General features: G+C 60.4%; 22 protein-coding genes. 4 read left to right on the top strand and 18 right to left on the bottom strand.

Annotated features, from left to right (window positions below; all coding sequences use genetic code 11):
* Positions 1-15 precede the first annotated feature (15 nt).
* Complete coding sequence (locus B5M42_RS22205; protein WP_134757285.1) at positions 16-1,215, bottom strand: class I SAM-dependent methyltransferase; 1,200 nt, start codon at positions 1,213-1,215, stop codon at positions 16-18.
* Between the two features lie 107 nt (positions 1,216-1,322).
* Between B5M42_RS22205 and B5M42_RS22210 the strand changes: the two genes are divergently transcribed.
* The 3 genes from B5M42_RS22210 to B5M42_RS22220 all read left to right on the top strand — a co-directional run bounded on the left by B5M42_RS22210 (position 1,323) and on the right by B5M42_RS22220 (position 3,990).
* Positions 1,323-2,303, top strand: a complete 981-nt coding sequence (locus tag B5M42_RS22210; protein WP_134757283.1) for a hypothetical protein — start codon at positions 1,323-1,325, stop codon at positions 2,301-2,303.
* Between the two features lie 93 nt (positions 2,304-2,396).
* Positions 2,397-3,479 carry a coiled-coil domain-containing protein gene (locus B5M42_RS22215; protein ID WP_134757281.1) on the top strand — a complete coding sequence of 361 codons (1,083 nt, stop codon included), beginning with the start codon at positions 2,397-2,399 and terminating at the stop codon, positions 3,477-3,479.
* Between the two features lie 22 nt (positions 3,480-3,501).
* On the top strand, positions 3,502-3,990 hold the full coding sequence (locus B5M42_RS22220) for a hypothetical protein (RefSeq protein WP_134757279.1): 489 nt from the start codon (positions 3,502-3,504) through the stop codon (positions 3,988-3,990).
* A 151-nt stretch (positions 3,991-4,141) separates the two neighbouring features.
* Here B5M42_RS22220 and B5M42_RS22225 read toward each other — a convergent pair whose 3' ends face one another.
* From B5M42_RS22225 to B5M42_RS22235, 3 genes are all read right to left on the bottom strand, one after another.
* Positions 4,142-4,693 carry a dihydrofolate reductase family protein gene (locus B5M42_RS22225; RefSeq protein WP_134757277.1) on the bottom strand — a complete coding sequence of 184 codons (552 nt, stop codon included), beginning with the start codon at positions 4,691-4,693 and terminating at the stop codon, positions 4,142-4,144.
* Positions 4,694-4,762: 69 nt separating this feature from the next.
* Positions 4,763-5,692 (bottom strand): oxidoreductase, encoded by a 930-nt coding sequence (locus B5M42_RS22230; protein ID WP_134757275.1) that lies wholly within the window; start codon positions 5,690-5,692, stop codon positions 4,763-4,765.
* Between the two features lie 121 nt (positions 5,693-5,813).
* The gene (locus tag B5M42_RS22235) at positions 5,814-7,145 is read right to left on the bottom strand and encodes a PhoH family protein (RefSeq protein WP_134757273.1); all 1,332 of its coding nucleotides are present in this window, start codon (positions 7,143-7,145) and stop codon (positions 5,814-5,816) included.
* A gap of 115 nt (positions 7,146-7,260) precedes the next feature.
* On the opposite strand from B5M42_RS22235, the gene B5M42_RS22240 reads away from it, so the two are divergent.
* Positions 7,261-7,806 (top strand): YhcN/YlaJ family sporulation lipoprotein, encoded by a 546-nt coding sequence (locus tag B5M42_RS22240; RefSeq protein ID WP_134757309.1) that lies wholly within the window; start codon positions 7,261-7,263, stop codon positions 7,804-7,806.
* Positions 7,807-7,850: 44 nt separating this feature from the next.
* Here B5M42_RS22240 and B5M42_RS22245 read toward each other — a convergent pair whose 3' ends face one another.
* The 14 genes from B5M42_RS22245 to B5M42_RS22310 all read right to left on the bottom strand — a co-directional run bounded on the left by B5M42_RS22245 (position 7,851) and on the right by B5M42_RS22310 (position 25,843).
* A complete protein-coding gene (locus tag B5M42_RS22245) occupies positions 7,851-8,303 on the bottom strand; it encodes a pyridoxamine 5'-phosphate oxidase family protein (protein WP_134757271.1) in 453 nt (150 codons plus the stop codon).
* 184 nt (positions 8,304-8,487) lie between these two features.
* A complete protein-coding gene (locus B5M42_RS22250) occupies positions 8,488-8,763 on the bottom strand; it encodes a hypothetical protein (protein WP_134757269.1) in 276 nt (91 codons plus the stop codon).
* Positions 8,763-9,206, bottom strand: coding sequence for a hypothetical protein (locus tag B5M42_RS22255; protein ID WP_134757268.1), 444 nt, complete (start codon positions 9,204-9,206; stop codon positions 8,763-8,765). Before B5M42_RS22255 ends, B5M42_RS22250 begins: the two co-directional genes overlap by 1 nt.
* Positions 9,207-9,275: 69 nt before the next feature.
* Positions 9,276-9,551: a YlaH-like family protein gene (locus B5M42_RS22260; RefSeq protein WP_134757307.1), complete on the bottom strand. Its 276-nt coding sequence runs from the start codon at positions 9,549-9,551 to the stop codon at positions 9,276-9,278.
* A 113-nt stretch (positions 9,552-9,664) separates the two neighbouring features.
* Positions 9,665-11,506, bottom strand: a complete 1,842-nt coding sequence (typA, locus tag B5M42_RS22265) for a translational GTPase TypA (protein ID WP_134757266.1) — start codon at positions 11,504-11,506, stop codon at positions 9,665-9,667.
* A gap of 174 nt (positions 11,507-11,680) precedes the next feature.
* A complete protein-coding gene (locus B5M42_RS22270) occupies positions 11,681-12,163 on the bottom strand; it encodes a hypothetical protein (protein ID WP_134757264.1) in 483 nt (160 codons plus the stop codon).
* A gap of 608 nt (positions 12,164-12,771) precedes the next feature.
* Complete coding sequence (locus tag B5M42_RS25625) at positions 12,772-15,765, bottom strand: VWA domain-containing protein (protein WP_230633141.1); 2,994 nt, start codon at positions 15,763-15,765, stop codon at positions 12,772-12,774.
* Entirely contained in the window at positions 15,749-17,791 is a 2,043-nt protein-coding gene (locus tag B5M42_RS22280; protein WP_134756657.1) for a vWA domain-containing protein, read from the bottom strand. The genes B5M42_RS25625 and B5M42_RS22280 overlap by 17 nt, the downstream gene beginning before the upstream one ends.
* Positions 17,792-17,883: 92 nt before the next feature.
* Positions 17,884-18,837, bottom strand: coding sequence for a DUF58 domain-containing protein (locus B5M42_RS22285; RefSeq protein WP_134756655.1), 954 nt, complete (start codon positions 18,835-18,837; stop codon positions 17,884-17,886).
* Complete coding sequence (locus B5M42_RS22290; RefSeq protein ID WP_134756653.1) at positions 18,834-19,823, bottom strand: AAA family ATPase; 990 nt, start codon at positions 19,821-19,823, stop codon at positions 18,834-18,836. Before B5M42_RS22290 ends, B5M42_RS22285 begins: the two co-directional genes overlap by 4 nt.
* Before the next feature lie 19 nt (positions 19,824-19,842).
* The gene (locus B5M42_RS22295) at positions 19,843-21,600 is read right to left on the bottom strand and encodes a hypothetical protein (RefSeq protein WP_134756651.1); all 1,758 of its coding nucleotides are present in this window, start codon (positions 21,598-21,600) and stop codon (positions 19,843-19,845) included.
* Between the two features lie 82 nt (positions 21,601-21,682).
* Positions 21,683-22,516 carry an ABC transporter permease gene (locus B5M42_RS22300; protein ID WP_134756649.1) on the bottom strand — a complete coding sequence of 278 codons (834 nt, stop codon included), beginning with the start codon at positions 22,514-22,516 and terminating at the stop codon, positions 21,683-21,685.
* Positions 22,488-23,441 carry an ABC transporter ATP-binding protein gene (locus B5M42_RS22305; RefSeq protein ID WP_134756647.1) on the bottom strand — a complete coding sequence of 318 codons (954 nt, stop codon included), beginning with the start codon at positions 23,439-23,441 and terminating at the stop codon, positions 22,488-22,490. Before B5M42_RS22305 ends, B5M42_RS22300 begins: the two co-directional genes overlap by 29 nt.
* The gene (locus tag B5M42_RS22310) at positions 23,438-25,843 is read right to left on the bottom strand and encodes a hypothetical protein (RefSeq protein ID WP_134756645.1); all 2,406 of its coding nucleotides are present in this window, start codon (positions 25,841-25,843) and stop codon (positions 23,438-23,440) included. The genes B5M42_RS22305 and B5M42_RS22310 overlap by 4 nt, the downstream gene beginning before the upstream one ends.
* Positions 25,844-25,874 lie beyond the last annotated feature (31 nt).

A 25,874-nucleotide genomic window follows, 5' to 3' on the forward strand; every position in this document is an offset into this window, starting at 1 on the left:
CACCTGCCCCTTGTCCTAGCGAACAGCCTCTTCTTCCGCAGATGCAGGATGCTTGTACGCCGTCATCACCTTGAACAGCTCACTCATCTGGTCGCTGAGCAGCAGCTGACGGATCGCCCGGTTGCGCCGCGCTTTCTCGCTGAACGGGTTCGGGTCGTGGGCGTCCTGCAGCTTGCCCAGAATACCCAGCTCGACCAGAAACTCACGTTGCGTCTGCAAGCGCGTCGGCGAGAAGCCGGCATCCGCCGCAGCGGCCAGACACACGCTGAAATTGACGTGAGCGGTCACATCCTGCTCGCCGGCGTACACCAGCGCATCGGCGCTGGCCTGATGACGGCGGTAGCACATCAGCGTGCCAAGCTGCCGATGGGCAGCGTACAGCTCGGCGCTTACATCGCCGTAGTCGATGACGATAAGCTGCCCGCTGCGGATGCGCCGGCCAACCCGGCGCACCCACTCTGCGGCGGCGAGATTGAACTCCGCCTGCTGCCCTTCGCGCCAGGCAACGCCAAGCGCGTCGGCGTGCGCGAGCAGCGCCGGATCGTCGGCGGGCCGCCACAGCTCGCCGAACGCCTTGCGCCGCTCGTCCCAGACGACGGCGCATTCCTCCCAGCGCTGCTCGCGCCAGCGCATCCGGTGGACGGGAAACGCGTCCACCAGCTCATTGGCGATGACGATGAGATGGTCTTCGGGCGGCTCCTCCGCCCAGACCTCGCCATCGGCAAAGCGGATCAACGCTGCGTGCTCATGCAGCGTTTCGGCCTGCAAGCGGCGGTGGTAGCCGCTTGATTCAATCAGCATATACGTCGTATGCGCGTATACGTCAGGATGGGCTCGACGCAGTTCGTCGAGCAGGTGCAGGGCGAGGCGGCCCGTGCCCCCGCCCCATTCGACCAGACGCAGCGGAGCTGGCGCTGCGTCTGGTCCGTGCGCTGCGGCGTCACGCTCGCCCGCGCTCGCCGCGTCACGCCCGCCCGCGCCATACGCCGCCACATGCGCGGCGAGCAGCTCGCCCATCAGCGTGCCGATCGACGCGCTCGTATAGAAATCGCCGTCGCGGCCGATTTTGACCCGCTCCTCGCGGTAATAGCCGTGCGGCTCGTGATATAACGCCAGCTCCATATAATCGCGGAACGTGATCGCTCCGTCGGGGCTGGCCGCCATGCGCTCGCGGATCGCGGCGACAACGGCCGGATGGCCTGCCGATTCGCTCATGCGGGCTTCCTCCTTTGCGGACTCCAATTTTACAACTCATTGCTTGAAGACAAACGACGGTGAAACCTTTATAATAAGAATGGTTTATGGAAGGAGCGATTACGCACATGTTGAAAAAATGGATGCCTCTGACGGCAGCCGCCGCTATCGGACTCGTTACGCTGACCGGCTGCACCGATCATACAAAGCTGAAGGATTCCGTCACCCAGGCACTCGATAAGCAGCAATCTATGAAAGCTTACACCTTCAAGGGAAGCGCCGAGCTTGGCCTCAGCGACAAGCTGTTGAACTCGCCGAACCTGCTGACCGGCGGCTTGCTGGCGATGCTGCGGGAAAGCACCATCGACTGGTCGGGCGCAGCCACGCTGGAGCCGCTGCAATACGAAAGCGATCTGACGATCACGCCAAAAGGCAGCACATCTCCCATCGCCATCCCTGTCCTCATTAAAGATAGCAAATTGTATTTCAATATGCCAGCCTTGAACAAGACAGCGGACGAATACTATATGGTGGATTTGCAGCAGATGAGCGCATCGGGCAAAAGTCCGATTACCGTCGACAGTCTGAAAAACAGCTCCGGCGTCGGCGTCGAGTTGGGACGTCTCCTGCTCACCGATCTGGACGCCAAATGGTTTAATGAAGCCAAAGAGCCATTAAAGCTGGCCGACGGCACAGCCGCTGCGCAATCGATCATCATCGATATTACCGCCAAAAACGAAGAGGCGCTCAACGCCGAGCTGAAAAACAAGCTGCCCGGACTGATTGACACGCTCTCCACCAACGGACTGCTGCCCACCGCCAAAGCCGATCAGCTCAAGCAAGCGCCTGACGGAGCGGTCAAGCTGCACGCGCCGGGGCAAATCAGCCTCGCGATCGACGATCAGGGCTTTATCCGCGATCAAGTGATTGACGTTGCGTTCACCACGACGCCCGCCGGAGGCCAAAGCGCCGACAATCACATCAAGCTGCATCAGTCGTTCGGTGCCATCAACCAGACGCCGACGTTCACCAAAGAAGTACCGGGCACGATCAAAAACTTCGACGATATCCTCAAGCAGCTTGGCAAGGCGCAAGCGCCGGCCAACTGATCTGCGATGCGTCCTCCACCAACGGAGGGCGCATTTTTTTCTGCTTTTTTTAATAAGATTATGGTAATCTGTTCGTAGGAGGAGAACTGGCACATGAGATGGGGAATCTTGTATATCATGCTGATCGGCTTGCTGCTCGCCGTCCTGCCTCCCGCCGCTTATGCGGAAGAAGCGGACACGCCGTCCGCGGAAACCAATGCGCTTGTGCAAAAAGGGTTGACGATCTTTGAAATCGATCGCGAGGTTGCGCGTCTCAATGACAAGGATGCAGCCATCGCCGCGCAGATCGGGCAAGCCGAGCTGGACATAACGGCGCAGGACGCCAAGGTCCAGGCCACCCGCAAGCATGCCGGAGGCGTATTGCGCGCCTATTATATGGGCAGCCGCAGCTCGCTGTGGATGATGATGCTCTCAGCAAATTCGCTGGCAGACGCGCTGCGGCTTTTTGAATATTTGCAAATGATCGTAACGAATGATCGGAAAGCGTTGAACGCTTATACCGAATCGTACAAGCAGCTGACAACTCTGAAATCCGGTTTGGAGGACTCGCGCGTCGCGCTGCAGATGACCAAAGTCGCCTACCTGAAGCAGCGCGAGCGGCTGGTGAGCCTGCAGGCCGAGCTGGACCGCGAGCTTGCAGAAAACAAGGAAGCGCAAGCGATCATGCAGCGGATTCAAGCGTTAAACGATCAGTGGCAGCATCAGGGCCTGCCGCTGTTCCAGCAATATTTTAACGGCTTGTCGGTCGCTTTCATGGATCTGCCCAAGCTGCTCGCCGACGGCAGCCGCCTGGATATGAGTTCATTCAAGAATCCGGTGTTCACCTTGACCGACAGCGACTTCAACGCCTTTTTGCAGCAGACGAACCGCGAGCTGTTTCAGACGCTGCAATTTCGCTTTGCGCCCAACGAGCTGGTGGCCAGCGGCGGCAAAGACGGCCATACGCTGGAGCTGCACGGCAGCTTTGCGCTGATTAAAGGCCCGTCGATGAATGAAGTGCGGTTTCAGGTCAACCGCATGTTGTTTGACGGTTATGAGCTGCCGGATACGACAGTGCAGGATTTGATGAGCCGCTTCCCGTTGGCGTTTCAGCCCAAGGCGTTTATTCCGGCTATAGACGTAGACACGGTGACGATGGACAATGGCAAGCTGGTCGTCAAGCTGGTTTTGCTATAACGAAAAAGGAGATCAACAACGTATGCAAATCAAATGGGGCGTATGCATCGATTTGCCTGACGACAAGCTGCCCGGCTTTTACGCGCAAATTGTCAAGGCGCTGGCCGGTAAAGCGAACCTGTTCGACCGCGACAAGGAGCTGCTTGTGCTGGGCACCGAGGAAGATCAGCAAACGACGCTGGACATTATGGACAGCTACAAGGTGCCGGCCGAGCCGCTAGCGCTGCTCCTGCTGCCGGAATCGGCGGAAACGACCGTGCTGTTCAGTGATTACGGCTTTGAAAGCCGTCTGGCCAACCGCTATTTGTATGCCAATCAGGTCCGCATATTCCGCTTCGCTGACGACGGCGCAACGCAGGCCGGACAAGCGGTGATGCAAATGCAGGAGCATTTGCTGGCGCGTTTTCCCGACGAGGACGGCGAGAAGCTTTATGCGGTCAGCCGGCAGTTGGATGCGCTGATGAGCGGCATTGCCCGCGCCTACCGCTGTGAGCTAGTATTTGTCCGCTAAGCGTTTCTGACTTGCAGCAGAAAGAGTTCAGAAGCCTTCTAAAGCTTCCGAGTTCCCGCTCAGCTCCCGCACAAGACGAAAAAGATGCTTCCAGCCCCGCGTTATCGTGGTTTTGGAAGCATCTTTTGCTTTATCCGCAGCCGGCTAGCCCTCAACCGGCGGGTACATAACGCATCAATACGACGCCGGAGCCAAAGGTTCTGGTCTCGGTCAGCTTGAGCTTCATTCGCCCACTGATCCCCCCCAATAATTGGGGGCCGCGTCCGGCAACGATGGGCTGCACCAGAAAGTGGTACTCGTCCACCAAGCCCAGTTGCGCCAGCGTGGAGCCGAGGCCGGGACCGCCGTTCACCAGCAGCGTCTTCCCTTCTGCCGTCAGCTTGGGCACCTCTTCAGAAACAGGTCCCTTCAACAAATAAGCATTCTGCCACGACACGTGATCCAGCGTCCGCGAGAACACATATTTGGGCTTGCGATCAAGCTTGCGCGCAAAATCGACCAGAAATTCTGGCCCTTCGCCGCTGCTCGCTATAGCCGGCCAAGTGCTCTCCATGAGCTGATAAATTGTACGTCCAAAAAGCCCGCCGTCGGACTGATCCATCAGGTCCGCCGTATATCGGTGAAGCTCCTCATCCGCAATCACCTGCGTGTGGTCACAGCAACCATCCAGCGTGACATTCATCATCAAAATGACTCGTCCCATTATGCAGCCTCCCTTTGACAATAGGTTATCATCTGCAAGCAGGTCCGGTTTCTCATGGATTGCTAATCTTCATATAAAGCTCAGCCCTGCCTGCCGTTCCGCAGTTTCCCACAGCCGCCGGGCCGATTCGCGATCCTCGGCCTGCGGCGCGATTCGCGCCGGAGCGGGATAGCCCCGGACTTCATTATAGCCGTCAGGGCCGTAATATCCGCCGCCTTGCGCAGCAGGCGAAGTGGCAGCGAACAAGGTAGGCAACGCGCCTTGCGCCGGCGTCTGGAACATCAGCGGCCCCATCAGCTTCAGCGACAACGTAAGCGGACTCCAGCGCCCTGCGCCGTTGGCCAGCAGCTCCGTGCGGGCAATGCCGGGATGGGCGGCCAGGCTCGACACCCCCCAGCCGGCTGCTTCGCTGCGCCGCTGCAGCTCCAGCGCAAACATCAAATTCGCCAGCTTGGACTGGCTGTACGCCACCATCGGCTTGTAGCTTATCTCCGATTGCAGGTCGTCAAAGTGAATCGTCCCGTTGCGATGGGCAATGCTGCTCACATGTATAACGCGCGGCTGGTCTCCTTGCCGCAGCAGCGGCAAAAGCCGGGCAGTCAAAGCAAAATGCCCGATAAAGTTCGTGCCCCACTGCAGCTCCAGCCCATCCTTGGTCGTCAGACGACGCGGCGGCGTCATAACACCCGCATTGTTGATCAAAAGATCAAGCTTGTCCCGCCGTCCCAGCTCCCGCTCCGCAAAAGCATGTACCGAAGCCAAGTCAGCCAAATCCAGCTCTTCGAAGCAGATATGGGCCGAGCCTGTCGCATCGCGCAAGCTGCGCACAGCCTCCGCTCCCTTTCCGGCATTGCGGCCGGCCAGCGTAACCTCGGCTCCGGCCCGCAGCAGCGCCAGCGCCGTCTCGTAGCCGAGTCCCCCTGTTCCGGTAATGACGACGCGGCGTCCGGTCTGGGACGGGATATCCGCTGCCGTCCAGCGTGTTGATCTTGTAGTCATGTCTGCTCCTCTCTTTCCGTTGCCATCGTCTGGCTCCTGTCCTCTTCGGTCCATCATACAACAAAAACTTCGCTCCCGCCGATCCGGCGAAAGCGAAGTTCGGTTGAGCAGCGCCAGCTGCTTACAGCAAGTCCGCTGCAAGCTGCGCCAGATTCGAGCGTTCGCCGCGTTCCAGCGTAATGTGACCGCTGACGCCCTGCTCCTTGAAGCGTTCCACGACGTAGGTCAAGCCATTGCTTGAAGCGTCGAGATATGGGTGGTCAATCTGGTCGGGATCGCCCAGCAGGACGATTTTACTGCCTTCGCCGACGCGCGACACAATCGTTTTGACTTCGTGTTTCGATAAGTTCTGGGCCTCGTCAATAATGATGAACTGGCTCGGAATCGAACGGCCGCGGATATAGGTCAGCGCTTCGACCTGAATGCTGCCGAGACCGGCAAGAATTTTATCGATGTCGCCCGGTTTTTTGGTATCGAACAGGAATTCCAGATTATCGTAGATCGGCTGCATCCACGGACGCAGCTTTTCGTCCTTTTCGCCGGGCAGGTAACCGATATCTTTGCCCATCGGCACGACCGGACGAGCGATCAGCAGCTTTTTGTATTTGCGTTCGTCTTCAATTTTCATCAGTCCCGCTGCAAGCGTCAGCAGCGTTTTGCCGGTTCCCGCTTTGCCGGTCAGCGTCACAAGCGGAATTTCGTCGTTCAGCAGCAGCTCCAGCGCCATGCGCTGTTGAACGTTGCGCGCCGCGATGCCCCAGATCGGGTCATTGCTCATGAACAACGGCTCCAGCCGCTTGCCGTCGGCATTCACCTTCAGCAGCGCCGATTTGGATGTGCCCAGCTCATCTTTCATAATGACAAACTCATGAGGATGCAGCGAACAGCCCAATTGCAACGAGCTGACGCTCAAATGCCGGTACGAATAAAATTCGTCGATCAGCGACGGGTGAACGTGCAGCGTGAGGCAGCCTGTATACATATCCGATTGAGACACAATGCGGTCGGTCAAATAGTCCTGCGCCGTTAAACCCAGCACATCGGCCTTGATGCGCACCAGGGTATCCTTGGTGACAATAATCACCGGCTTGGGCTCGCCTTTTTCCTGCTCCTCCAGATGATAGTTCAGAGCGACGGCGAGAATCCGGTTATCGTTGGTCAGCTCGGCGAACGTCTCCTGCAGCTTGGAGAAGCTGCGATGGTTGAGCTCAACCTTGACGCTGCCGCCGCTCTCCAGCTCCACGCCCTCGGAAAGCGTACCGCGGGCGCGAAAGCCGTCCAGCAGCCGCGACACATGACGGGCATTGCGTCCCAATTCGTCGGCATTTCGTTTTTTCGAATCGATTTCTTCCAACACCACGGCAGGAATGACTACTTCATTATCGGCGAAGGCAAACAACGCATTGGGGTCCTGAAGCAGTACGTTGGTATCCAGCACATAAATTTTTCTCATAGTGGGTCCCCTCCCGGATTTGGCGTCAGAGCATTTGCTGTGCATACTCCACAGCGGCTTTGAACAAACTAACGCATAAAGCAGGAACAAAAAAGGAGAGATTCGAGTGAAACGAATGTACGTGCTGCTTCCGCTGCTGGTCGTGCTGGCGGGCGGCTGCAGCCAAACGGCGAAAAATGGTGCTGCCTCCTCTCCCTTGCCCAATCAGAATCAGATTCAAGTGCAACAAATCGCTCCGCCCAAGCTGGAAATCAAGGATCGCGCGGCGGTTGCGGAGCGTTTGGAGAACCTTGCAGCCAGCATTCCACAGGTGGAAAGCGCTCATTGCGTCATCTTCGGCAATACAGCCGTCGTCGGAATCAACGTCCATCCGAATGTCGATCGTTCGCGGCTGGGCACCATCAAATATTCGGTAGCCGAAGCGCTGCATAAGGACCCGTACGGCGTACATGCGATTGTTACGGCGGATATGGATCTGGACCAGCGGCTGCGCAACATCCGCGACAACGTCAAGGCCGGAAGACCTGTGACCGGCTTCGCCGAGCAGATGGCCGACATTATCGGCCGCGTCATGCCGCAGCTTCCTCGCGATATTCAAGAGCAGCCGGCGAATCCGCTGCCGCAGGAAGCAGGCCAAGCCGGAACGAGCCCCAACCTGTAATCCGCCAAAAACCAACAAAAAGCCTGACCGGATCATTAGCCGGCCTAGGCTTTTTTCATCGCATCGAAAACTTGGGCATCCAGCTTGGCTGCAGCCCGCTCGTCGTACGTTTTCTCATATTCAGGTTCAGACACAATCCGGGCGCCGTAAAACATGGCGTCTTGCACCGACTCGATGTCGACATCGACGCAAGTCAGCTTGAACGGAACGCCTTCCAGCGCTTCCGCGACCATGCGCGCACGTCCGCTTACAACATGAACGGAGCCCGCGCCGATATAGCTCAGAGAAACAGAGGCAAACTGCTGCAGATTCGACACGATCCGGGATCGCGCATCAACAGCAAAACGCAGCGTGGACGGGTCCTTCGCATACACCCACGAAATCGCGTGGACGCTTGGCGCTCCGGTAGTCGCATCCAACGTGTTCAGAAGCATAAACTTCTCTTTCTGCAGGACTGAGAACAGCTGCTCCGGTAAAGCTGTGATGAGTTCAGCCATGACGTTTGCGCCTCCTACAAGGTAAGTGATGAACCGACCTTATGCCTTCAGTATAGCACAGGTTGGTGGCGTCTTCCACCGTTATGTAGCCCATTTTCGGCCTCATGCTTACACTCCTTTTCCAGCCGATATACTTTATTGTATCCGCAATTGGAAAAAGTTATGTCGGAGGTTTGCCCGCCACTCACTGATTGTATTTGGGGTTGGAGTTGATGTCGTCCAGCAGCTTTTCCGCCGTCTCCCGATCGAACGGCTGCTTGCGAAGCTCACCCTCCTGCTCGTAGGCGATATAAATGTTGTCGTCATCCTTGCCATCGACATAAAAGCGGGTTAAACCGTGATCTTCGCGCAAAATGATCGCAAAAAATTCAAGCGTTTCCGCCGCCGCCCCATCCTCGGGGCGCGCATCGGCCACGATATGCATTTGCAGCCAGTTATACAGTGCATCCTGCAGCTTCACTAGAACGATCCATCCTCTCTGAGCAAAATAACCTCGCAGCCGGCAGCCAGCCACTGCCGCATGACGCCGAGCCAGCGGGCGGAAGAAACGAATACTTCCTCCCCTTCGGCTCCGGCTTCGTCAAGCAGCGTCAACGCTTCGCGCGGCGACAAGAGCCGGTCGATAAAAGCCTCTGCGCAATGCGAAAGCATCAGCGACACGCCGTCGAATCGGATATCGTCCCCGCCGCCCCAATCGGGCTCCGCCGCTTCGTCGCCGCACGCCTCCGCTTCCTCGTCGCCGGGCAGCAGGCTCGCTTTGAACATCGGCAGCAGCCGCGGATGCAGCTTCGCGAGCTGCTCGCGCAGCCGTTCCAGCTCCGCTTGCGGCTCGCACACCAGCCGCTCGCCGCCAAGCGTCAGCGGCTCCTTCGCCGTTACCGGCGTCAGCCAATATCGCGCCATCGCGTCAACGCCTCCTTTTTACTACCAGCTTGTGATTCCATCAACCGCGGGCTTCCCGCGCCGCCGCACTCAGGACGGCCTGCGTCCGCTGCGTTTTTCCACAAAATAGCGCACCCGAACGAGCAGCATCAAAAATACCGCTACCGCCAGACACAAAATGATTGGCAGCCCGACAATCTGGAACACGAGCAGCATCACCGAGCCGATCGCCAGCAGTACATAGATGACGGCCGCTTTGAGCACAGGCAGCTTGCGGGTCCGAAATACCTTGTTGTAGACATAGGTCATAAACACAAAGATCAGCAGATACGAGATGTAAATATGATCGCTAAACCAATCTGTCAGCATATCGTTCTTCACCTTTCACAAGCGGCCGCAGCCGCGCTGATATAGGGAAAGGGAAATGCCGGCTGTAGACGCCGTCATTTCCCTTTCTGACGCAAGGCATTCCTTGCGGCTTATACGCCGGCTTCGGACATTTTGCGGTGCTTCTCTGCGCGCTCGCGCTCGCTTTTATTCAAAATCTTTTTGCGCAAACGCACCGATTTCGGCGTGATTTCGCAATATTCGTCGTCATTCAAATATTCCAGCGCCTGCTCCAGCGAATAGAGACGCGGCGTTTTCATTTTGACCGTTTCTTCCTTGTTGGCCGAACGGATGTTGTTGACGGCTTTTTCTTTACAGATGTTGACGATGATGTCGTTGTCGCGCGTATGCTCGCCAACGATCATGCCCTCGTATACTTCCGTTTGCGGATTGACGAACAAAATGCCGCGGTCTTCGACCGACAAAATACCGTACAGCGTCGAGACGCCGGTTTCGCTCGAAACAAGCACGCCTTCATGACGGCCGCCTACGCCTGCGCCCTGATAAGGACCATAGCTGTCGTAGGCATGGTTCATGATGCCGTAGCCGCGCGTCAGTGTCAGGAAATACGTGCGGTAGCCGATCAGGCCGCGGGCCGGAATCAGGAATTCCAGACGGACGTTGCCATTGCCGTTGTTGATCATGTTAACCATTTCCGCTTTGCGCGTGCCAAGGCTCTCCATGACCGCGCCCATGCTTTCTTCCGGCACGTCGATGATCAGGCGTTCGATCGGCTCCATCTTTTTGCCGTCGATTTCACGAATGATGACTTCCGGCTTGGACACCTGCAGTTCAAAGCCTTCACGGCGCATATTTTCGATCAAAATGCCCAAGTGCAGCTCGCCGCGGCCGGAAACGATAAATGCATCCGGGCTGTCCGTATCTTCCACGCGCAAGCTGACGTCGGTTTCCAGCTCTTTGTACAGGCGCTCGCGCAGCTTGCGCGACGTGACCCATTTGCCCTCGCGGCCAGCGAACGGGCTGTTGTTGACGAGGAACGTCATTTGCAGCGTCGGCTCGTCGATCTTGAGCACCGGCAGCGCCTCCGGATTGGCCGGGTCGGCTACCGTTTCCCCGATGTTGATTTCCTTAATGCCGGCAATCGCTACGATGTCGCCGGCGCCCGCCTCTTCGATTTCTACCCGTTTCAGACCGGAGAAGCCGAACAGCTTTTCGATTCTCGCTTGCTTGGTAAGGCCTTCGCGCGTAATGACTGCAACCGGCTGGCCTTGGCGGATTTTGCCGCGGTTCACGCGACCTACGCCGATGCGGCCCAAATATTCGTTGTAGTCCATCAGCGTCACGAGGAATTGCAGCGGCTGGCTGTCGTCTTCCGTCGGGGATGGAATGTGCTGCACGATCGTTTCGTAGATTGCTTCCATGTTGGCGTCTTGCGTGTCGGCGTTCAGGCTCGACGTGCCTTGCAGCGCCGACGCATAGACGACCGGGAAGTCAAGCTGCTCGTCGTTGGCGCCCAGCTCGATGAACAGATCGAGCACTTCGTCGACGACTTCAGCCGGACGTGCGTTCGGACGGTCGATCTTGTTGACAACAACAACCGGCGTCAGGTTCTGCTCCAACGCCTTGCGCAGCACGAATTTTGTCTGCGGCATCGTGCCTTCGAACGCATCGACGACGAGCAATACGCCGTCAACCATTTTCATAATCCGTTCCACTTCGCCGCCGAAATCGGCGTGCCCTGGCGTATCCACGATGTTGATCAAGAACTCTTTATACTTAATGGCTGTATTTTTCGCCAAAATCGTAATGCCGCGCTCCCGTTCCAAGTCGTTCGAGTCCATTGCTCTTTCTTGAACCGCCTCGTTCTCGCGAAATGCGCCCGACTGCTGGAGCAGCTTGTCGACAAGCGTCGTTTTACCGTGGTCGACGTGCGCGATAATCGCGATATTGCGGATTTTGTCCCTTGCGTGCATGTGTGTTCAAACCCTCTCTACCCGTGATTTTCGTCTATAATCTTCTTCATAAAAGAAGCGTCGGACAACAGCGCCGACGCTTGACATTAATATTCATTATACTGGCGCAACCGCTAAAAAGCAAGGCGTTCAGAGCCGTTTACGCAACTTTTACCCGAAAAAACGACGGAAATTTCACCAGATTTTCGGCTTGCGCAGAATCATGAAAACGCCCGCGAGTATAAGCAGCAGCACAATCACATATACGCCAAGCTTGAAAAGCAGCGTCATGCCGAACAGTCCGACAGCCACAGCCGCCAGAATCATGGCCGCAATCAGCACCCCGCGCTCGGCGTTGCGGTCAAATAAATGGAACTCGTACAGCCCGACGGCGACGCCGAGAATAAAGCCCGGCCACAGATAGCTCATCGCGCCCCAGCCCACAAAATTGCAAAACAAAAACATCAGCGCATATGTCGTTAAAATGCCGCCCGGCACCAGCACGCCGGCTGGCCAGATCCGCCCGAAAAACAGCGCGTGAAACAGCAGCCCCGGCACCAAAATAAACAGCGGCCACAGCATCGAGCCGACAAAATGAAATACACCCAGCTTGCCCAGCAGCAGAACAACTGCAAGACCGATCAGCACCACGCCTACGGAATAGCTGTTTCTAGCCATCAGTTCGCCTCCTGACTTCACGAATCGCCCTGCGATTCGACATCGTTCTACTTGCTAGTTTAGCGTACTCGCTCTGAAAATGCCAGAAGAATGGCGAAAATCACGTTGACCGGCACGAGCCTGTCGGGCAGGGTGCGAGCGACAGCTGCGCCGGTGGGGGCGGTGCGCGGCGGCCATGTGAGTTAGGCGCGCAGACAGACGACGGCCGCGCAAGACAAGCCGTTCCGGGAGCAGGCAGCTCACGTCGCTTTAGGCCGGCGGTGCGCGATCTCCCGAGCGCGGTGCCGTCTGTACGGCGGCTGTCAGCCCCGTGCGGACGGTGGTGCTTTGGAAGCAGCGGCCACGCGGGTGCGAGAACGGCCTGCGGGCGGACAGCGGTGCCGGCTCACGCAAGCGATGGTGCTGTCCGGGCGACGCGCGGCGGGCGCTCAAGCCTGAGACGCGCTTCACAAGCCGGGACTGACGCCGCGCAGGCCGAGCTCTGCGACGCGGGCAACGCCGCGCAGGCCGAGCTCTGCGACGCGGGCAACGCCGCGACAGGAACGGCAACGGCGTAAGCGGCTTGCCGCCCGCCAAGACGCCGCATGCCGCGTTGAACGCGCCAAGCGCTATTTGCGGCTGCGGCGCTTGGCCGCGAGCAGACGGCTCATCGCGGCGCCGTCGTCCGCAGCTGCGGCGCCCGGCGATGCCGCGGAGGCATCGTCGGGCGTGGCGGCATCCGGCGGGGAAGGCGGCGACGCGAAGCCAGGCGAGGCCGGAGCCGAGGCTGGCGGTGCGGGCGGCGAGGCTGGGGCCGGGGCGCCTGGCGCGGCCGATGGAGCCGCGGGCTCAGGCGGCGCGGGCGCTGCGGGAGCGGCCGGTGGCACCGCGGGCGCGGACCGCGCGGATGCCGGCGGCGGCACGCGACGGGCGGCCGCTTCGCGCGCCCGCTGCTCGCGCAGGCGGCCCAGCGGCCCGGCGGCGGATGCAGCCGGCGCAGCAGCCGACGCGGACGCAGCCGGGCGGCGCCGCGCCAGCGGCCAGCGAGCGGCCAGCGCCGCCAGCGCGCTCGCCGGCCAGCGCACGCGCCGAATCGCGATGTCGACGAGCAGCATCGCCAGCGCCGCAGCCAGCAGCGGCCACTCCAGCGGCGAGCTGCGCTGCGTGGAAGCAGCCGCGAACGCCAGCGCCGCTTCCGGCCGCTCCGGCGCCAGCACGCGGCCGCCGGTCAGCGCCGCAAGCTGCTGCAGCCGGGCATAGCCCCGGCCATCCGGCAGCCGGTACTCCGGCGAATAGGGCACGACGAAGCCGGTTGTCGAACTGCCGGTCAGCAGCGGCTTTTCGCCCGGCGCTCCCGGCTGTGTCAATTCCGTTCGCACCATATACACCCCAGGCTTATCCACAGATAGCTGCTGGGTATATTCACCGGGCGCCGTTGGCGTAAAGGGCAGCTCGCGCACATTCAGCGATTCGTCCGTAACCAGCGCCTTCAGCTCCTGCGCGCCGTCTGCACCGGCACTTCGGGCATCAAGCGTCACCACATCGCCGTTCAAATGAGCCTCAAGCTCAAGCGGCTCCGCTTGAAACTGCGGGAACGTCCATTTGACCATTTGGGAGATTACGGCCGGAAAACCGGACCAGCCGATCCAATGGGCCGACCAGCCTCCGCTCACATCGCTCGTCCACGCGGCTGCCCGACCCGCTCCATACTGCCAGCGCGCCAGAATCGGATCGGGCTCGGCGCTCGTCAGCACCGCTTCTGCCGTCTCTTTAAGCGTAGTGGCGACGTAGCCGTTCAGCAACGGCAGCCCGCTGCCAAGAGCCCCGCTGAAATCCGGCGCGCCGTTAAACGCCGGTGTCACTGGACGGTCTACGACGTATGTCCTTGATATCAGCACCGCCTCGCGGCTGAAAATGGCCGGTACAGTTGACTGGTCAGACGCGGCATAAAACCTCCCGCCGGCCAGCTTCGCCAGCCGCTCCAGCAGCGCCTGATCGGCGTCCGTTCCGATGGCGACTGTCGACATCGTGACGTTCGTTGCCTTCATTTGTTCGGCCAACGCTTCATAGCTGCCGCCCGATGCCGATTGCCCGTCCGTCAGCACAATGACATGCTTGCGCTGGGCATCGACGCCGGCCAGCTTGTCATAAGCGGCCTTGACCGCCGGATAGATTTCCGTGCCGCCGTCGGCCGGAATCGAGTTAATTTTTTGAATCACGTCTGCACGGTTCTGGGCGTTTTGCAGCTTTTGCGGCTCTACATACCAAAGCGGCGATGAATCGAAGCCGAGCACGCCCAAGCTGTCTCCGTCGCGCAGCAAATCGACAGTACGGGCAGCCGCTTCCTGGGCCAGTTGCATTTTATCGCCGCTCATGCTCCCGGACTTGTCGATCACCAGCACGATTCCCAGTGACGGAAGCTGCCTTTTGCCCCGTAAATCCATATACACCGGAAGCGCCCGCTCAATCGGCGTCTGGAAATATCCGCCCAAGCCAAAGCTGTTGTCGCCGCCCAGCATAACAAGTCCCGTACCGTAATCGCGCACGGCCATCTCGATCATTTCCATGTGGGTCTGCGACAGCTGCGTCGCCCCCACATTGTTCAGTACGATGCTTTGATAACCGGCATAAGTCGTAAAATCATTGGACAGCAATTCAGGACGAACCGTGTCAAAAGGAATCAGCGCCGCCTGCAGAACAGATTCCACATTGCGCGAGCTGCCGCTTTTCCCTTCTACAATCAGCACCTTGGGCGGTCCTTTGACCGTGCTGAACGCGTAGCTTGTATTATTGGCAGCCTGCTCGTCCCCGGTCATGTAAATTTCCGCCCGATAGCGATGCAGCCCAGGCGACTTGGCCAGCGCACGAATCGCAAAGCGGTTGTCCCCCTGCTCCAGCCGGATTTGCTGAACGGCAATCTCCTGCTTGTCCTCATAAACGCGCAGCTCCGCATCCCCGGCTTCGGTGGCGCGCACCTCCACCTCGGCCGTATAGGCCTCTGCCTGATACAGCGATTCCGGAACGCGCAGCGCCTCGATCGCCGCGTCGCGCTTTTCGCGCGCCAAGAGCGGCAATACGTCGACAGTAATGCCGCGATCGCGCAGCAGCCGGCCTTGACTGAGCAGGTCGCCAACGTTCTCCTCGCCGTCCGACAGCAGCACGATTCGGCCTGCCCCCGGCAGCAGCGCTCCGGCCAACTGCAAGCCCGCGGCGGCATTGGTAAATTGGCCGTTGACTTGGGCGTCGAAGCCAAACGCGTCTAGCCCGCGGGCGTCCAGCGGCTTTTCAATCGCTGCGCTCAAGCCGAAGGAGACAACCGCCGATTGTTCCTTGCCGTCCCCGCCTTTCATCGCGGCGCGCAGCCATTGCCCGACCTGCGCATCTGTGTTCAGACTCGCCGAGCGATCCACAGCAAACACGATGTTTTTTTGCGCAAGCGGCGTTTGCCAATACGGACCGGCCAACGCCAGAACGAGCAAAATCAAGACGCAGGTTCGAGCTGCAGCGGCCCATCGCTTGCGCCCGCGCTCCAGCCGGTGCAGTCTGGTCCACAGCCACCAGATGTACGCCGGCAACAGCGCCAGCAGCAGCAACGCCTCGACCCGGTCAAATCGTATGCCCACGCCGATACACCTCCCATTCCACAAGCACAACAAGCAGCAGCGCGGCAATGATCCACGGAGCAAGAGGCACGCCGTTTTTACTTGCTGCCAAAAGCTGCTGTGCAGCCTGCTCCCCGTCCGAGTCCGCCCCCTGTGCTGCTCCGCTCCGGCTTCCCGTTTCGCCATCCGGCTCGGCCGGCGGCCAGGCCGATCTCGCGTCCACATCCGCCTCGCGCGGGTCCGTCCTGACCGCGAGCCAGCGCTGCTGCAGCTCGGCTCCGCTTGCATCCCGCTCGACAAAGCGGTAGAGCCCGGGCTCTGTCGGGGCGTTTTGCTGCGGCGATACCGCGCCGTCAATGACCTCAGCAGGCAACGCAGCGCCCGAAGCGGACACCCACTGCGCCGACACCGCTTCCGGCCGCACGGCAAGCGTCAACCGCTCTCCCGCAAGCATCTGGCCCAAATAACCGGCTGCTTGCGCTGTCAGCCATGTGACGGCATTTTGCACCAAAACCGGAAACTCCGCGCGCAGCGGCAAATCGCTTTGCGTTAGCGCAAAGGCAAATTCCAGCCGCGGCTGACCGGCCATAGCGCCGGCAACGACCAGCGGACGCCCGTCGCCGGTCGATATAAGCGGCTTCCATCCGGCGGCCTTCGCGCCAAGCGGCTGAAGCTGAGCGACGTGTACGCCATCGAGCCGCAGATAGCGATTGACGGGATGATCGTTAAATTCAAACGGTGCATCGGCCGGCCCGCTGCTCGTGTCTGCCGCTGGAGCCGCCACCGGAAATTCCCAAATCGGCGTAGCGGCCAGAAGCCGCTGCCAGCCTGCAGCAGCCACTTCGGCCGGCGCAACGCCATCGAGCACGATCAAATCGGGTGAACCCGACGCGGGTGCGCCGTAAATCCCGTCAGCGCCCTTTTCCGCCCGCAGCACGTCCACACCGGCCAAAGCAAGCGCTTTGTCCAAAAACAAATTTCCTGCGCCCGCATAAACGGCCCGCTTGCGCTCGACATTGGCAGCGGCGAAAGCAAACGCCGTGTTATCCGCAAGATAAGCGTCACGAACGTCAAGCTCCAGCCGATAAACTCCTGCGCCTCGCAGCCGTTGCCAGTAAACCGGCTGCTGCTCGCCCGGCTGCAGCGTCACCCGTTGCAGAGCTTCGGCATGCTCGTCAGCATATACGACAGCATCGAACGTCGCTGGCGCTGTCCCCCAATTTTTCAGCACAGCCACCGCCTCTTGAACGGTTGTCCCACCTTCCCCGGACACATCGGTGTAGGGCAAAGCCGTTTGCGCGGATGAAGCCGCCGATGCCTTGACGCCAAATTGCACGATACTGACATTACCCTCGGCCGCACCGCCGATCCGCTCGACCTGCACCGGCACATCAAAGCGCAAGCCGTCCATCGTTTCCGGCCATTGCTGATCCGTATACACGCGCACCTCGGCCGTGCGGTCTCCGCGCGTCAGCGCCGAAGCCAGCGAAAGCGTTTCGCGGTAAGCCGCATGTCCGTAAAACGGTTGCGCCTTATCGAGCGCCGCTTGCAAATCGGCAATCCCCGCCTGCCGCTGCATAACCAGCTCAGGCTGACCGCGCAGCAGCAGCAGCGAATATTCGCTGCCACCCGCTTCATCCTGCGCGTAACGAATAATCGCTTCTTTGGCGCGCTCCAGCCTGCTGGGCACAGGCAGCCGTTCCCCTTCCGGCCGGTCGGCGGCGCTTGCCGATTCCGCAGCCGCTTGCATGCTCGCCGAAGCATCCAGAACAAACAAAACGTGCGCCCGGGCATGGCCCTCAGTCCTTACAGACGGCTGGGTCAGCGCCAACACAAGCAGCGCAGCCGCCAGCAGCTGCAGCCAAACCAGCAATTGCCGGCGAAGCCGCTGCCAGGGCCGATTCGCTTCTTGCTCGCGTAACACCCGTCGCCATAGCAGATGGCTGGAGACAGGCGTATCCACATAACGACGCTTCAATAAATATAAAATCACGATCAGCGGCAGCGATACAGCTAGCCACAAGCTGCTTAGCGATGCGAATTCCATGATTCACCCCCGGCGTCACCGCTCTCTTTTCACACTGTCCCATACCGTCTTGGTCCACACGCAAACGCAGCAACGCGGCAATTGCCGCCTGCTCAGCCGAGCAAGCCGCTCCTGCGCAGCTCCTTCAGCAGCACCTCTTCCAGCGGCATATCGGTCACAGCCAATACATAAGCGATCCCCCGCTCGAAGCAAAAAGCCCGCAGCTCGCCGGTAAAATGCTCAAACGCCTCGCTATACGCCTTCAATACCTTGTCGCTGAGCGCAACCTCTTTCCCTAGCCCGGTTTCGCTGTCAATCAGCTTCAATTCACCGCTCAAGGAGGGCGTTACTTCCTCGCGCGCCAGCACCTGCACCACGACAACCTCTTGCCGCGCCGCCAATAAATAACTGAGCGCCTCGCGCACGCCAGATTCATACATGAAATCGGAAAACAGCCACGTCATGCCCGGCTTTTCCGGCAACGCCCCCGGACGGCCGAACACCGACAGCGCATCGCCGGTGCCCGCCAGCGCACATTGCTCCAGAAACGCAAAAAGGCGCGGCGCGCCGCCCTTTCCCCTGAGCGGGGCAAGCCGGCTTTCGATGCGGTCCGTAAAGCTTGCCGCACCGACCCGGTCGAAGCGATTCAAAGCCATATAGCCGATCGCCGCAGCCAGACGTTTGGCATATTCCAGCTTGCTTAACGGCTGTACGCCGGACTTGCTTCCGCCGATTGCCGGATTCTCCGGCGTATGTGCGTCTTCTTTTGCTCCGCCAAAGCCCATCGAAGCCGATACGTCCAGCCACACATGCACCTGCAGCTCCTGCTCGTCCATGAACAGCTTGATAAACGGCTTGCCGGTTCGGCCATAGGCATTCCAATCCAGCCGGCGCGGATCGTCGCCGGGGCTGTAGAGCCGATAATCGGCAAATTCGAGCGAAGAACCGAGTCCGCGCGAGCGCCGCCGGCCCATCTGCGCGCCGCGCATGCGCGTTTTGGCAGCAATACCAAGCAGGTCCAGACGGGCCAGCAGCCGGGGATCCAGCAATCCCGCCCCGCTGCTCATCGCGCTTCCTCCAGCGCCGCAATCGCGGCCTGCACAATCGAGTCAGCGGAAATCCCCATCGCCTGACCTTCAAAATTCAGCAAGACCCGGTGCCGCAGCGCCGGTAGCGCAACAGCCGCCACGTCCTGGCGCGACACGTGGTATCGGCCGGCCATAAAGGCACGCACTTTAGCCACTGCTATTATCGCTTGCGCACCCCGCGGCCCGGGCCCGAAGCGCACGTAACGGTTGACCGCTTCCGGAGCGCGCTCGCCTCCGGGATGTGTCGCCAGCAGCAGAGACACCGCGTAATCCAACACCTCGTCGGCCACCAGCATGCCGCGGAGTCCCGCCTGCATCGCCAGCAGCAGCGGGCCGTCGGCCACCGGCTCCGCTTGGGGAGCTTCGGTCGCCGTCGTGCGGCTGACAATCGCCTTTAACTCCTCTTTTGTGGGGAAGGTGACGAGAATTTTCAGCAAAAAACGATCGAGCTGCGCTTCCGGCAGCGGGTACGTCCCTTCCTGCTCCAGCGGATTTTGCGTAGCCAGTACAAAAAAGGGCGCAGGCAGCGAATGCGTCGCCGCCCCGACCGTAACCGTCTGCTCCTGCATCGCTTCCAAAAGGGCGCTTTGCGTCTTGGGCGTAGCCCGGTTGATTTCATCCGCCAGCACGAAATGGCCAAAAATCGGTCCCTGTTCAAAACGATGCGACGTTTCGCTGCCGCTGCCAAAGCGGATCACATTCGTTCCGGTAATATCGGCCGGCATCAAATCCGGCGTAAACTGAATGCGCGAAAAGCTTAAATCCACGGTATCGGCCACCGTTTTGACCAGCATCGTTTTCCCAAGCCCCGGAATGCCCTCCAGCAGCGCATGACCGCCGGCCAACAGACACCAGAGCAGTTGCTCGACCACCTCCTGCTGACCGACGATCACACGTCCGATCTGCTCGCGCATGCGCGCAACCGCCGCTCCCCAGGCGTCAAGCTCCGCTTTTGAATCCACCATCTGCATCCAACTCCCTATCCTAGCGCTGCGGCTGTATTTGCAAAAAATAATCGCGAACGAGATTTTGCACGTTTTGCGGAAGCTCGGAGCGGTTCAGCGCAGATGACGCCTCGGCAGCGTAGTCGGCATACACGTCCTCATACGGACGCGAGCCGCCATCTACGCCAGCCGCACTGCCGGCCTGCGATGTTGTACCGCCGCTGCCCCCGCCAAGCGGACCGCTGTCAAGAACCGGATCGGCTCCTCCTGCCGTGCGTTCACGCGGCGTGGATACCAGCCCGCGCGAGCCTGCGCCGGTCCCAGCCCCGGCTCCGCTTCCGCCCGGCGCATCGGCTCCGCTTCCGCCCTGAGCGCCCGCTCCGCTTCCGCCCTGCGCGCTGGCTCCGCTTCCGCCTTGCGCGCCGGCTCCGCTTCCGCCCTGCGCGCCGGCTCCGCTCCCGCCTTGCACGCCGGCTCCTGCAGCAAGCTCCGCAGCTTGCTGCCCGGCCACGGCTCGCTGCTCCGCAAGCGCGAGCCGGCCTGCGGCGGCGTCGCCAAGCGCCGCCGTCAAGCCCTGCAGCGCCGCCGCCGCGCTGCCCGTATCGCCGCCGGCTAACGCAGCGGCGGCTTGCTCCAGACCGCCGGCCAATCCGGCAGCGGTCTGCCCCGGGGCCGCGGCTTCCGCCGACGCGGCCAGCCGCCGGAGCTCGTCGGCGAGCTGCTGTTGCTGCGGCGTCATGCCCGCCACAGCCTCAGCAACGCCGCCGAGCTCGCGGCGCACCCCGGCGGCATCGCCGCGAGCGAGCGCCTCGCCAATGCCGCGCAGCAACGCGGTCCGCTGCCACGAGTCCGCCCACGCCTGCGCCGCGAGCTGCTGCTTATCCAGGTCCTTCAGGCCCTGGTCCAGCCGCTGCAGCGCCGCTTCCAGCTGATCAAGCGCCTCCGGCCCCGTTGTATCGGGAGCCAATTGCTTCCCCAGCTGCGACAAATCGCCGGCCATGCGCTGCACGGCCGGGGCCGGCGAGGGCAGCGCCGCAAGCGCCGCAGCGAGCCGTTCCACCTGCTGCTGCTCAGCAATCCACGCCTGATCCATCTGGCGGCGCGCCAGCGCCGCGTCCTGCCCGTTCGGCAGCAGCAGCAGGAGCCCCAGCAGCGCCGCAAGCGTAGCGGCAGACAGCCACAGCCGCCGCGGGGGCTGGAGCGGCAAAGCCGCTTGCAAGCCGCCATGCGCCAGCCACGCTTCAAGCCGTTCCGCCGCTTCTCGCCGCTGAAGCTCGGCGAACACGGACGTATCCCCGCGAAAACGCAGCGCCGTAGTCAACCGCTCCTCCAAACCGCTGGCATCCGTGAGCGCAGCTGCCGCTTGCAGCGGAATGCGGCGTAAAGCTGACGGCAGAAGACCTGCGACAATCGCAACCGCCGGCAAAATCCAAACCGCGCTCCGGTAGCCGGCAATCGGCCACAGTCGTCCAGCCGCCAGCACCAGACAAGCGGCACCCAAGCCGGCCATCACCGCCCACCAGCCGTTACGCAGCGCCCGGGCTTGGCGCATCCGCCGGATGACCGGACGTAATCGTCCGCTCCACTCCTCCTGCCGCTCCATATCGCCTTCCTCCTCTTTCTGTTGACCTGTTGCCTCCCACCTGCCCTCGACCTGCCTCCTGCCCGCAGCAATCAGCAGACAAACAATCAACACCGCCTTAGAGCCGGGTCCGCTCGCCGCCGACCGCTGCATGTTCTCCGCAGGTAACTGCAGCTCCGCGACAGCCCGTGCAGATTGGCGCGCGGCTAGCGCCATATTTTCCGCGCCTTACAGCGTTCTCCCTGTGCGTCCGCCAAGCGGAAACAAGCCGTTCAAGCAAGCGGGCAGCAGCGCCACCCTACTTCCTTTTTCGCAGCACAGGCCGCAAATAACGCACGCTGAACAGCAGCAGGAGCGCAGAAAGCAACGCATAAAACACCGTGAAAATATGCCACATCTGCAAATACTGGTGGTTGTGGAAAAATTCCTTGGCCAGATCGGGAACCATCAGACTGAGCAGCACGACCATCGGATTAAAGCTCAGGAAATAGCCGAGCACCTCTTCGTTCATCGAATTGCCGGCCAATTCGCCGAAAAACAGCCCGGCCAGCGCCGTAAAGCCGAAAATGACCAGCACAAAGCCGTAAGTGATAATGACGGAAATAACCGTTTTTTTGAACATCGTGGAAAAAAAGATACCTGCCGAGCCAATCGTCAGCATCACGAACAAATAAAAAGCAAAAATCGCCATCAACTGCCCCGGCGAGACGCCGCCGTACAAAAACACAATGCTATACAGCGGCATCGTCGCCAGCACCGTCAGCAGCATGAAGCTTAGCGAAGCGAGCAGCTTGCTCAAAATAATCGTGCTTGAGCTTTGCTGCGTCGTCAGCAGCATATTCAGCGTCTGCTTTTCGCGCTCGCCGCTGATCGTCCCCGCGGTCAGCCCCGGCGTCATAAACGAAATCAGCACGAGCTGCACGCCGCTCAGAAAGTAAAACAGCTCGCTGCTCTTGGTCGCGCTAAGCACATTGCCCGCGCCGCCGACATTGATGTAGGCGAAGCCAAGAGCCAGCAGCCCGATCGCCAGCAAATAGGCGAAAATTGCGATCGGCGAGCGCAGCGAACGCATGCGCAAGCGGATTTCTTTTTCCAGCACGGGATTAATCCACAGCTTCCTGCGAGTGTTCATGCGCGCCGCCTCCTTTCGTAATTTCCAAAAATACATCCTCCAGATTGGTCGCCGCTTCGCTGAACGCAATCACGGCAAAGCCCTGGCCGATCAGCTCGGTCAGCAGAGCCGCCTGTGCAGCATCGTCGCCGCCGAAATGCACCTGCAGGCTTTTGCCTTCGTCCTGCACGCCGCTTACCAGCGGCAGCCCCTGCAAATAGGCGGCAGCCTCTTCCCTGCGGCTGTCCAGCCGGATATGCAGCACGCGATTGGCCTTCATCCTGCTTTGGATGTCGTCGACGCGCCCTTTGGCGATCAGCTTGCCGTATTCAATCACGCCGATTTCATCGACCATCTCGGCCAGCTCGGGCAAAATGTGCGAGGAAATGATGATCGTCTTGCCCATCGCTTTCAATTCCTTGAGAATTTCCCGCATCTCGATGCGCGCCCGCGGGTCAAGCCCCGATGCCGGCTCGTCAAGAATGAGCACCTCCGGCTCATGAACGAGACAGCGGGCCAGACATAGCCGCTGCTTCATGCCGCGCGACAGCGTATCGACGTAAAAATCCGCTTTATCCGTCAAATTGACCAGCTCCAGCAGCTGCGGAATCAGCTTCACCCGCTCCGCCCGCGGAATGCCGTAGCTCGCGCCGTAAAAGTCCAGATATTCCGTCGTTTTGAAATTGTCGTATACCCCGAAAAAATCCGGCATGTAGCCGATCAGCTTGCGAACCTCCTTGGGCTTCTCCGTCACCTCGTATCCGCCGACCTTGGCCGAGCCCGACGTCGGAGCCAGCAGCGTGGCCAAGATCGCCATCGTCGTTGACTTTCCCGCGCCGTTAGGTCCGACGAAGCCAAATACGGTGCCTTTGCCAATATGCATGGTCAGGGAATCCAACGCTGTAAAGCTGCCGTAGCGCTTGGTCAAATTATCGATCTCAATCATCGCTGCACCGCTCCTTCCAATGAAAACGCCGGGAACGTCAGCCAGACGTCCTGCTGCGTTGTAGCCGCCTGCATACGGAGCACGCCTTCCTGAATGAAAGGCTGCAGCTTGTCATTTTCCACAACCAGCTTTGCTCCGGGCTCCAGAGCTTCCCAAGCAGCCGTCTGCGCATTCCACAGCTTCAGCGTTACCGCATTGTTGTTTTCGGACTCCAGCTGCAGCCGGCTGTACTCGGCGCCCGGCAACTGCGGCAGCCGGTATTCGAAGATCAGTTGACCGCTGCTCAGATGGACGCGCTGTCCGTCCTGATAATCGATCGCGCCCGCAGTCATTTCCGTGCTTGTAATGATCGGAGCCAGCGCCGTGCCAGGGATAAAAATACGTCCGTCTTCACCGGCAAACTGCAAGCTTACCGGCTGCACCCACAAGGAAATTTGCTCCGAGCGAACCGGATGCCCGTCCACGGTCAAATCCGAACCGCTTTCCCGCACAAAGCCGAACACGGCGGGAGGAATCAGCGAAGCTCCGGCGTTCCTGTTGTAAAAATAATCGGTCAACAGCGCTTTCTCCCGCACGTTCGTATCCGAATTCTGCATGACTCCGTAGGGGAACATCAGGTCGGCCAACGACGAAGGATCGCTGACATAGCTGCCGCCGGAAGCTTCCACATTGGCGGAAGCGCCGGGCGCCAGGTCCCCGATTTGCAGCCACTTGTTATTGATCAGCAGCCCGACGCTGAGCAGCTGCTGCTGCGTATGGTTCGTCACCACGCCGCTCAGCTTGTCGGGAGCCGAGGACTTGAGCGTAAAATCGAGCGTTCCCGCCGCCGGCAGCGTGCGTTCACCCGTTACCGTTTTGCTGATCGATGAATAAGGCACGCGGTGAAGCTGGATGGACGCGCCCGTCCCGCTTGTCGACATCGTCCAGCCGTTAGAGCTGCCGAGCCGCTGCGCTGCAGCCGTAGCGGCGGACGACAGCGGCTGCGCCGCCTCGACGCCGGGCAGACCAAGCTCCGGACTACCTCCCTTGGGCACAAACAGCGCCAGTGCCGTGCGCTGCACCGCCTGTCCCGTTCCGTTCAGCTCCACCGTATTCAGCTGCTGAGCCAGCATGCTGCCCCGGCTGGAAATGCCGAACTGGAAAATGCCGATGCTGGTCAGCACGGCAAGCGCCGGAATGACCACCCAAGCCCATTCGCGCCTGTCCCACTTGCGCAAAACCAAATAAAGCAGCGGCCCGACGATGATCGCATAAGCGAGCAGCACGAGCGAAAGCACGCCCAGCTTAGGCGGCTTGAGCTGCGGGAAATAATCCAGCGCATTGTCCAGCTGCCAAAACGACGGATAAGGACCCATGCGGTTGATGATAACGTTATTGGCGCCATTCGGCAGTCGGTCCGCGAGCAGCCGCTCCCACAGCCCGGCATTGCCCGGCCAGGAAGCAAGCGGGTCCAGCGCCAGGTCGTAAGCGACATAGCCGACCGTACCGCTCCCGTAAGCACGATGAGCGGCAAGCAGCTGCCCATCCTGCTGCACGTCGATCAGCGCTCCCGCCACCGGCTTGGCGAGCGATACGGTAAAAGGCACGCTCAAATTCAGCGGCTTGCCGCCGGCTTCGGCCAACGCCGTCAGCGCGGTTACAGCCGCCGTACCCGTATAGGTCACCGGGGACAACCCGGCAAACGGCCCCGCTGTTTTCGGAAAGCCTGCGCCTCCGGCGAGCAGCAGCTCGCCGCCCTGCTCCACCCAACGGGCAATCGCTTGCAATTGCGCAGGCGTCAACGTATCGGACGCAAAATCATTGATCGCAAGCACATCCAGATTGTGCAATGCGAGCGCATTGTCCGGCATATCAGCCGCCTGCACATGCAGCACGTCGACCTGCCGATTGTCCGCGTTCAGCAGTGCCAAAAAATTCAGCGTGTCCGCGCCTGCCGCCAGCACGCCTACCTGCAGCGCCGTCGGCGCCGTCATGCTGACTTCAAGCGCCGTATCGCCCGTAGCCGCGACCTCGCTTCCGTCTTCTACTGAATGCTCATAAAAAGCGATATGATTGCTTTCTTTCGTATATACGATGCCCGGAAGCAGCATCGCAACGGTTTTGACGCCGCCTTGCGGCAGCTCCACATGCTGCTTGTAGCTGAAATCGGGCTGGCCGCTCCCCTGTCGTCCGATTCGCACGACAAGATCACCTTCCAGATCCGCTCCCGGATTGCTCAGCGTAAAACGTACCGGCAGCCAAGCTCCCTCTTTGACTTTCGGTGCGGCCAGACCTGGCTGCGCCTCAATATGCAGCTGCGGCTCCGCCGCCGCTGCCACGCCGCTCGCTCCGACGCCCAGCAGCCCGAGCGCCAGACAGCCGCTCAAGCAAGCTTTGTAAAATCGCTGAAACTTGACGTACACGCCGACAACTCCCTTTTCATGTTAAGATACA

The sequence above is a fragment of the Paenibacillus athensensis genome, assembly GCF_004514475.2.
GTDB classification, from domain to species: Bacteria; Bacillota; Bacilli; order Paenibacillales; family NBRC-103111; genus Paenibacillus_AL; species Paenibacillus_AL athensensis.

Bases quoted from the DNA above. Each gene is read 5' to 3' on its own strand.
- B5M42_RS22215 (WP_134757281.1), top strand. From the start codon at position 2,397: ATGAGATGGGGAATCTTGTATATCATGCTGATCGGCTTGCTGCTCGCC.
- B5M42_RS22285 (WP_134756655.1), bottom strand. From the start codon at position 18,837: ATGAGCAGCGGGGCGGGATTGCTGGATCCCCGGCTGCTGGCCCGTCTG.
- B5M42_RS22235 (WP_134757273.1), bottom strand. From the start codon at position 7,145: ATGAGAAAAATTTATGTGCTGGATACCAACGTACTGCTTCAGGACCCC.
- B5M42_RS22300 (WP_134756649.1), bottom strand. From the start codon at position 22,516: ATGAACACTCGCAGGAAGCTGTGGATTAATCCCGTGCTGGAAAAAGAA.
- B5M42_RS22255 (WP_134757268.1), bottom strand. From the start codon at position 9,206: ATGGCGCGATATTGGCTGACGCCGGTAACGGCGAAGGAGCCGCTGACG.
- B5M42_RS22280 (WP_134756657.1), bottom strand. From the start codon at position 17,791: ATGGAATTCGCATCGCTAAGCAGCTTGTGGCTAGCTGTATCGCTGCCG.
- typA (WP_134757266.1), bottom strand. From the start codon at position 11,506: ATGCACGCAAGGGACAAAATCCGCAATATCGCGATTATCGCGCACGTC.
- B5M42_RS22295 (WP_134756651.1), bottom strand. From the start codon at position 21,600: ATGGCGCTAGCCGCGCGCCAATCTGCACGGGCTGTCGCGGAGCTGCAG.
- B5M42_RS22270 (WP_134757264.1), bottom strand. From the start codon at position 12,163: ATGGCTAGAAACAGCTATTCCGTAGGCGTGGTGCTGATCGGTCTTGCA.
- B5M42_RS22230 (WP_134757275.1), bottom strand. From the start codon at position 5,692: ATGACTACAAGATCAACACGCTGGACGGCAGCGGATATCCCGTCCCAG.
- B5M42_RS22290 (WP_134756653.1), bottom strand. From the start codon at position 19,823: ATGGTGGATTCAAAAGCGGAGCTTGACGCCTGGGGAGCGGCGGTTGCG.
- B5M42_RS22220 (WP_134757279.1), top strand. From the start codon at position 3,502: ATGCAAATCAAATGGGGCGTATGCATCGATTTGCCTGACGACAAGCTG.
- B5M42_RS22240 (WP_134757309.1), top strand. From the start codon at position 7,261: ATGTACGTGCTGCTTCCGCTGCTGGTCGTGCTGGCGGGCGGCTGCAGC.
- B5M42_RS22225 (WP_134757277.1), bottom strand. From the start codon at position 4,693: ATGGGACGAGTCATTTTGATGATGAATGTCACGCTGGATGGTTGCTGT.
- B5M42_RS22305 (WP_134756647.1), bottom strand. From the start codon at position 23,441: ATGATTGAGATCGATAATTTGACCAAGCGCTACGGCAGCTTTACAGCG.
- B5M42_RS22205 (WP_134757285.1), bottom strand. From the start codon at position 1,215: ATGAGCGAATCGGCAGGCCATCCGGCCGTTGTCGCCGCGATCCGCGAG.
- B5M42_RS22245 (WP_134757271.1), bottom strand. From the start codon at position 8,303: ATGGCTGAACTCATCACAGCTTTACCGGAGCAGCTGTTCTCAGTCCTG.
- B5M42_RS22210 (WP_134757283.1), top strand. From the start codon at position 1,323: ATGTTGAAAAAATGGATGCCTCTGACGGCAGCCGCCGCTATCGGACTC.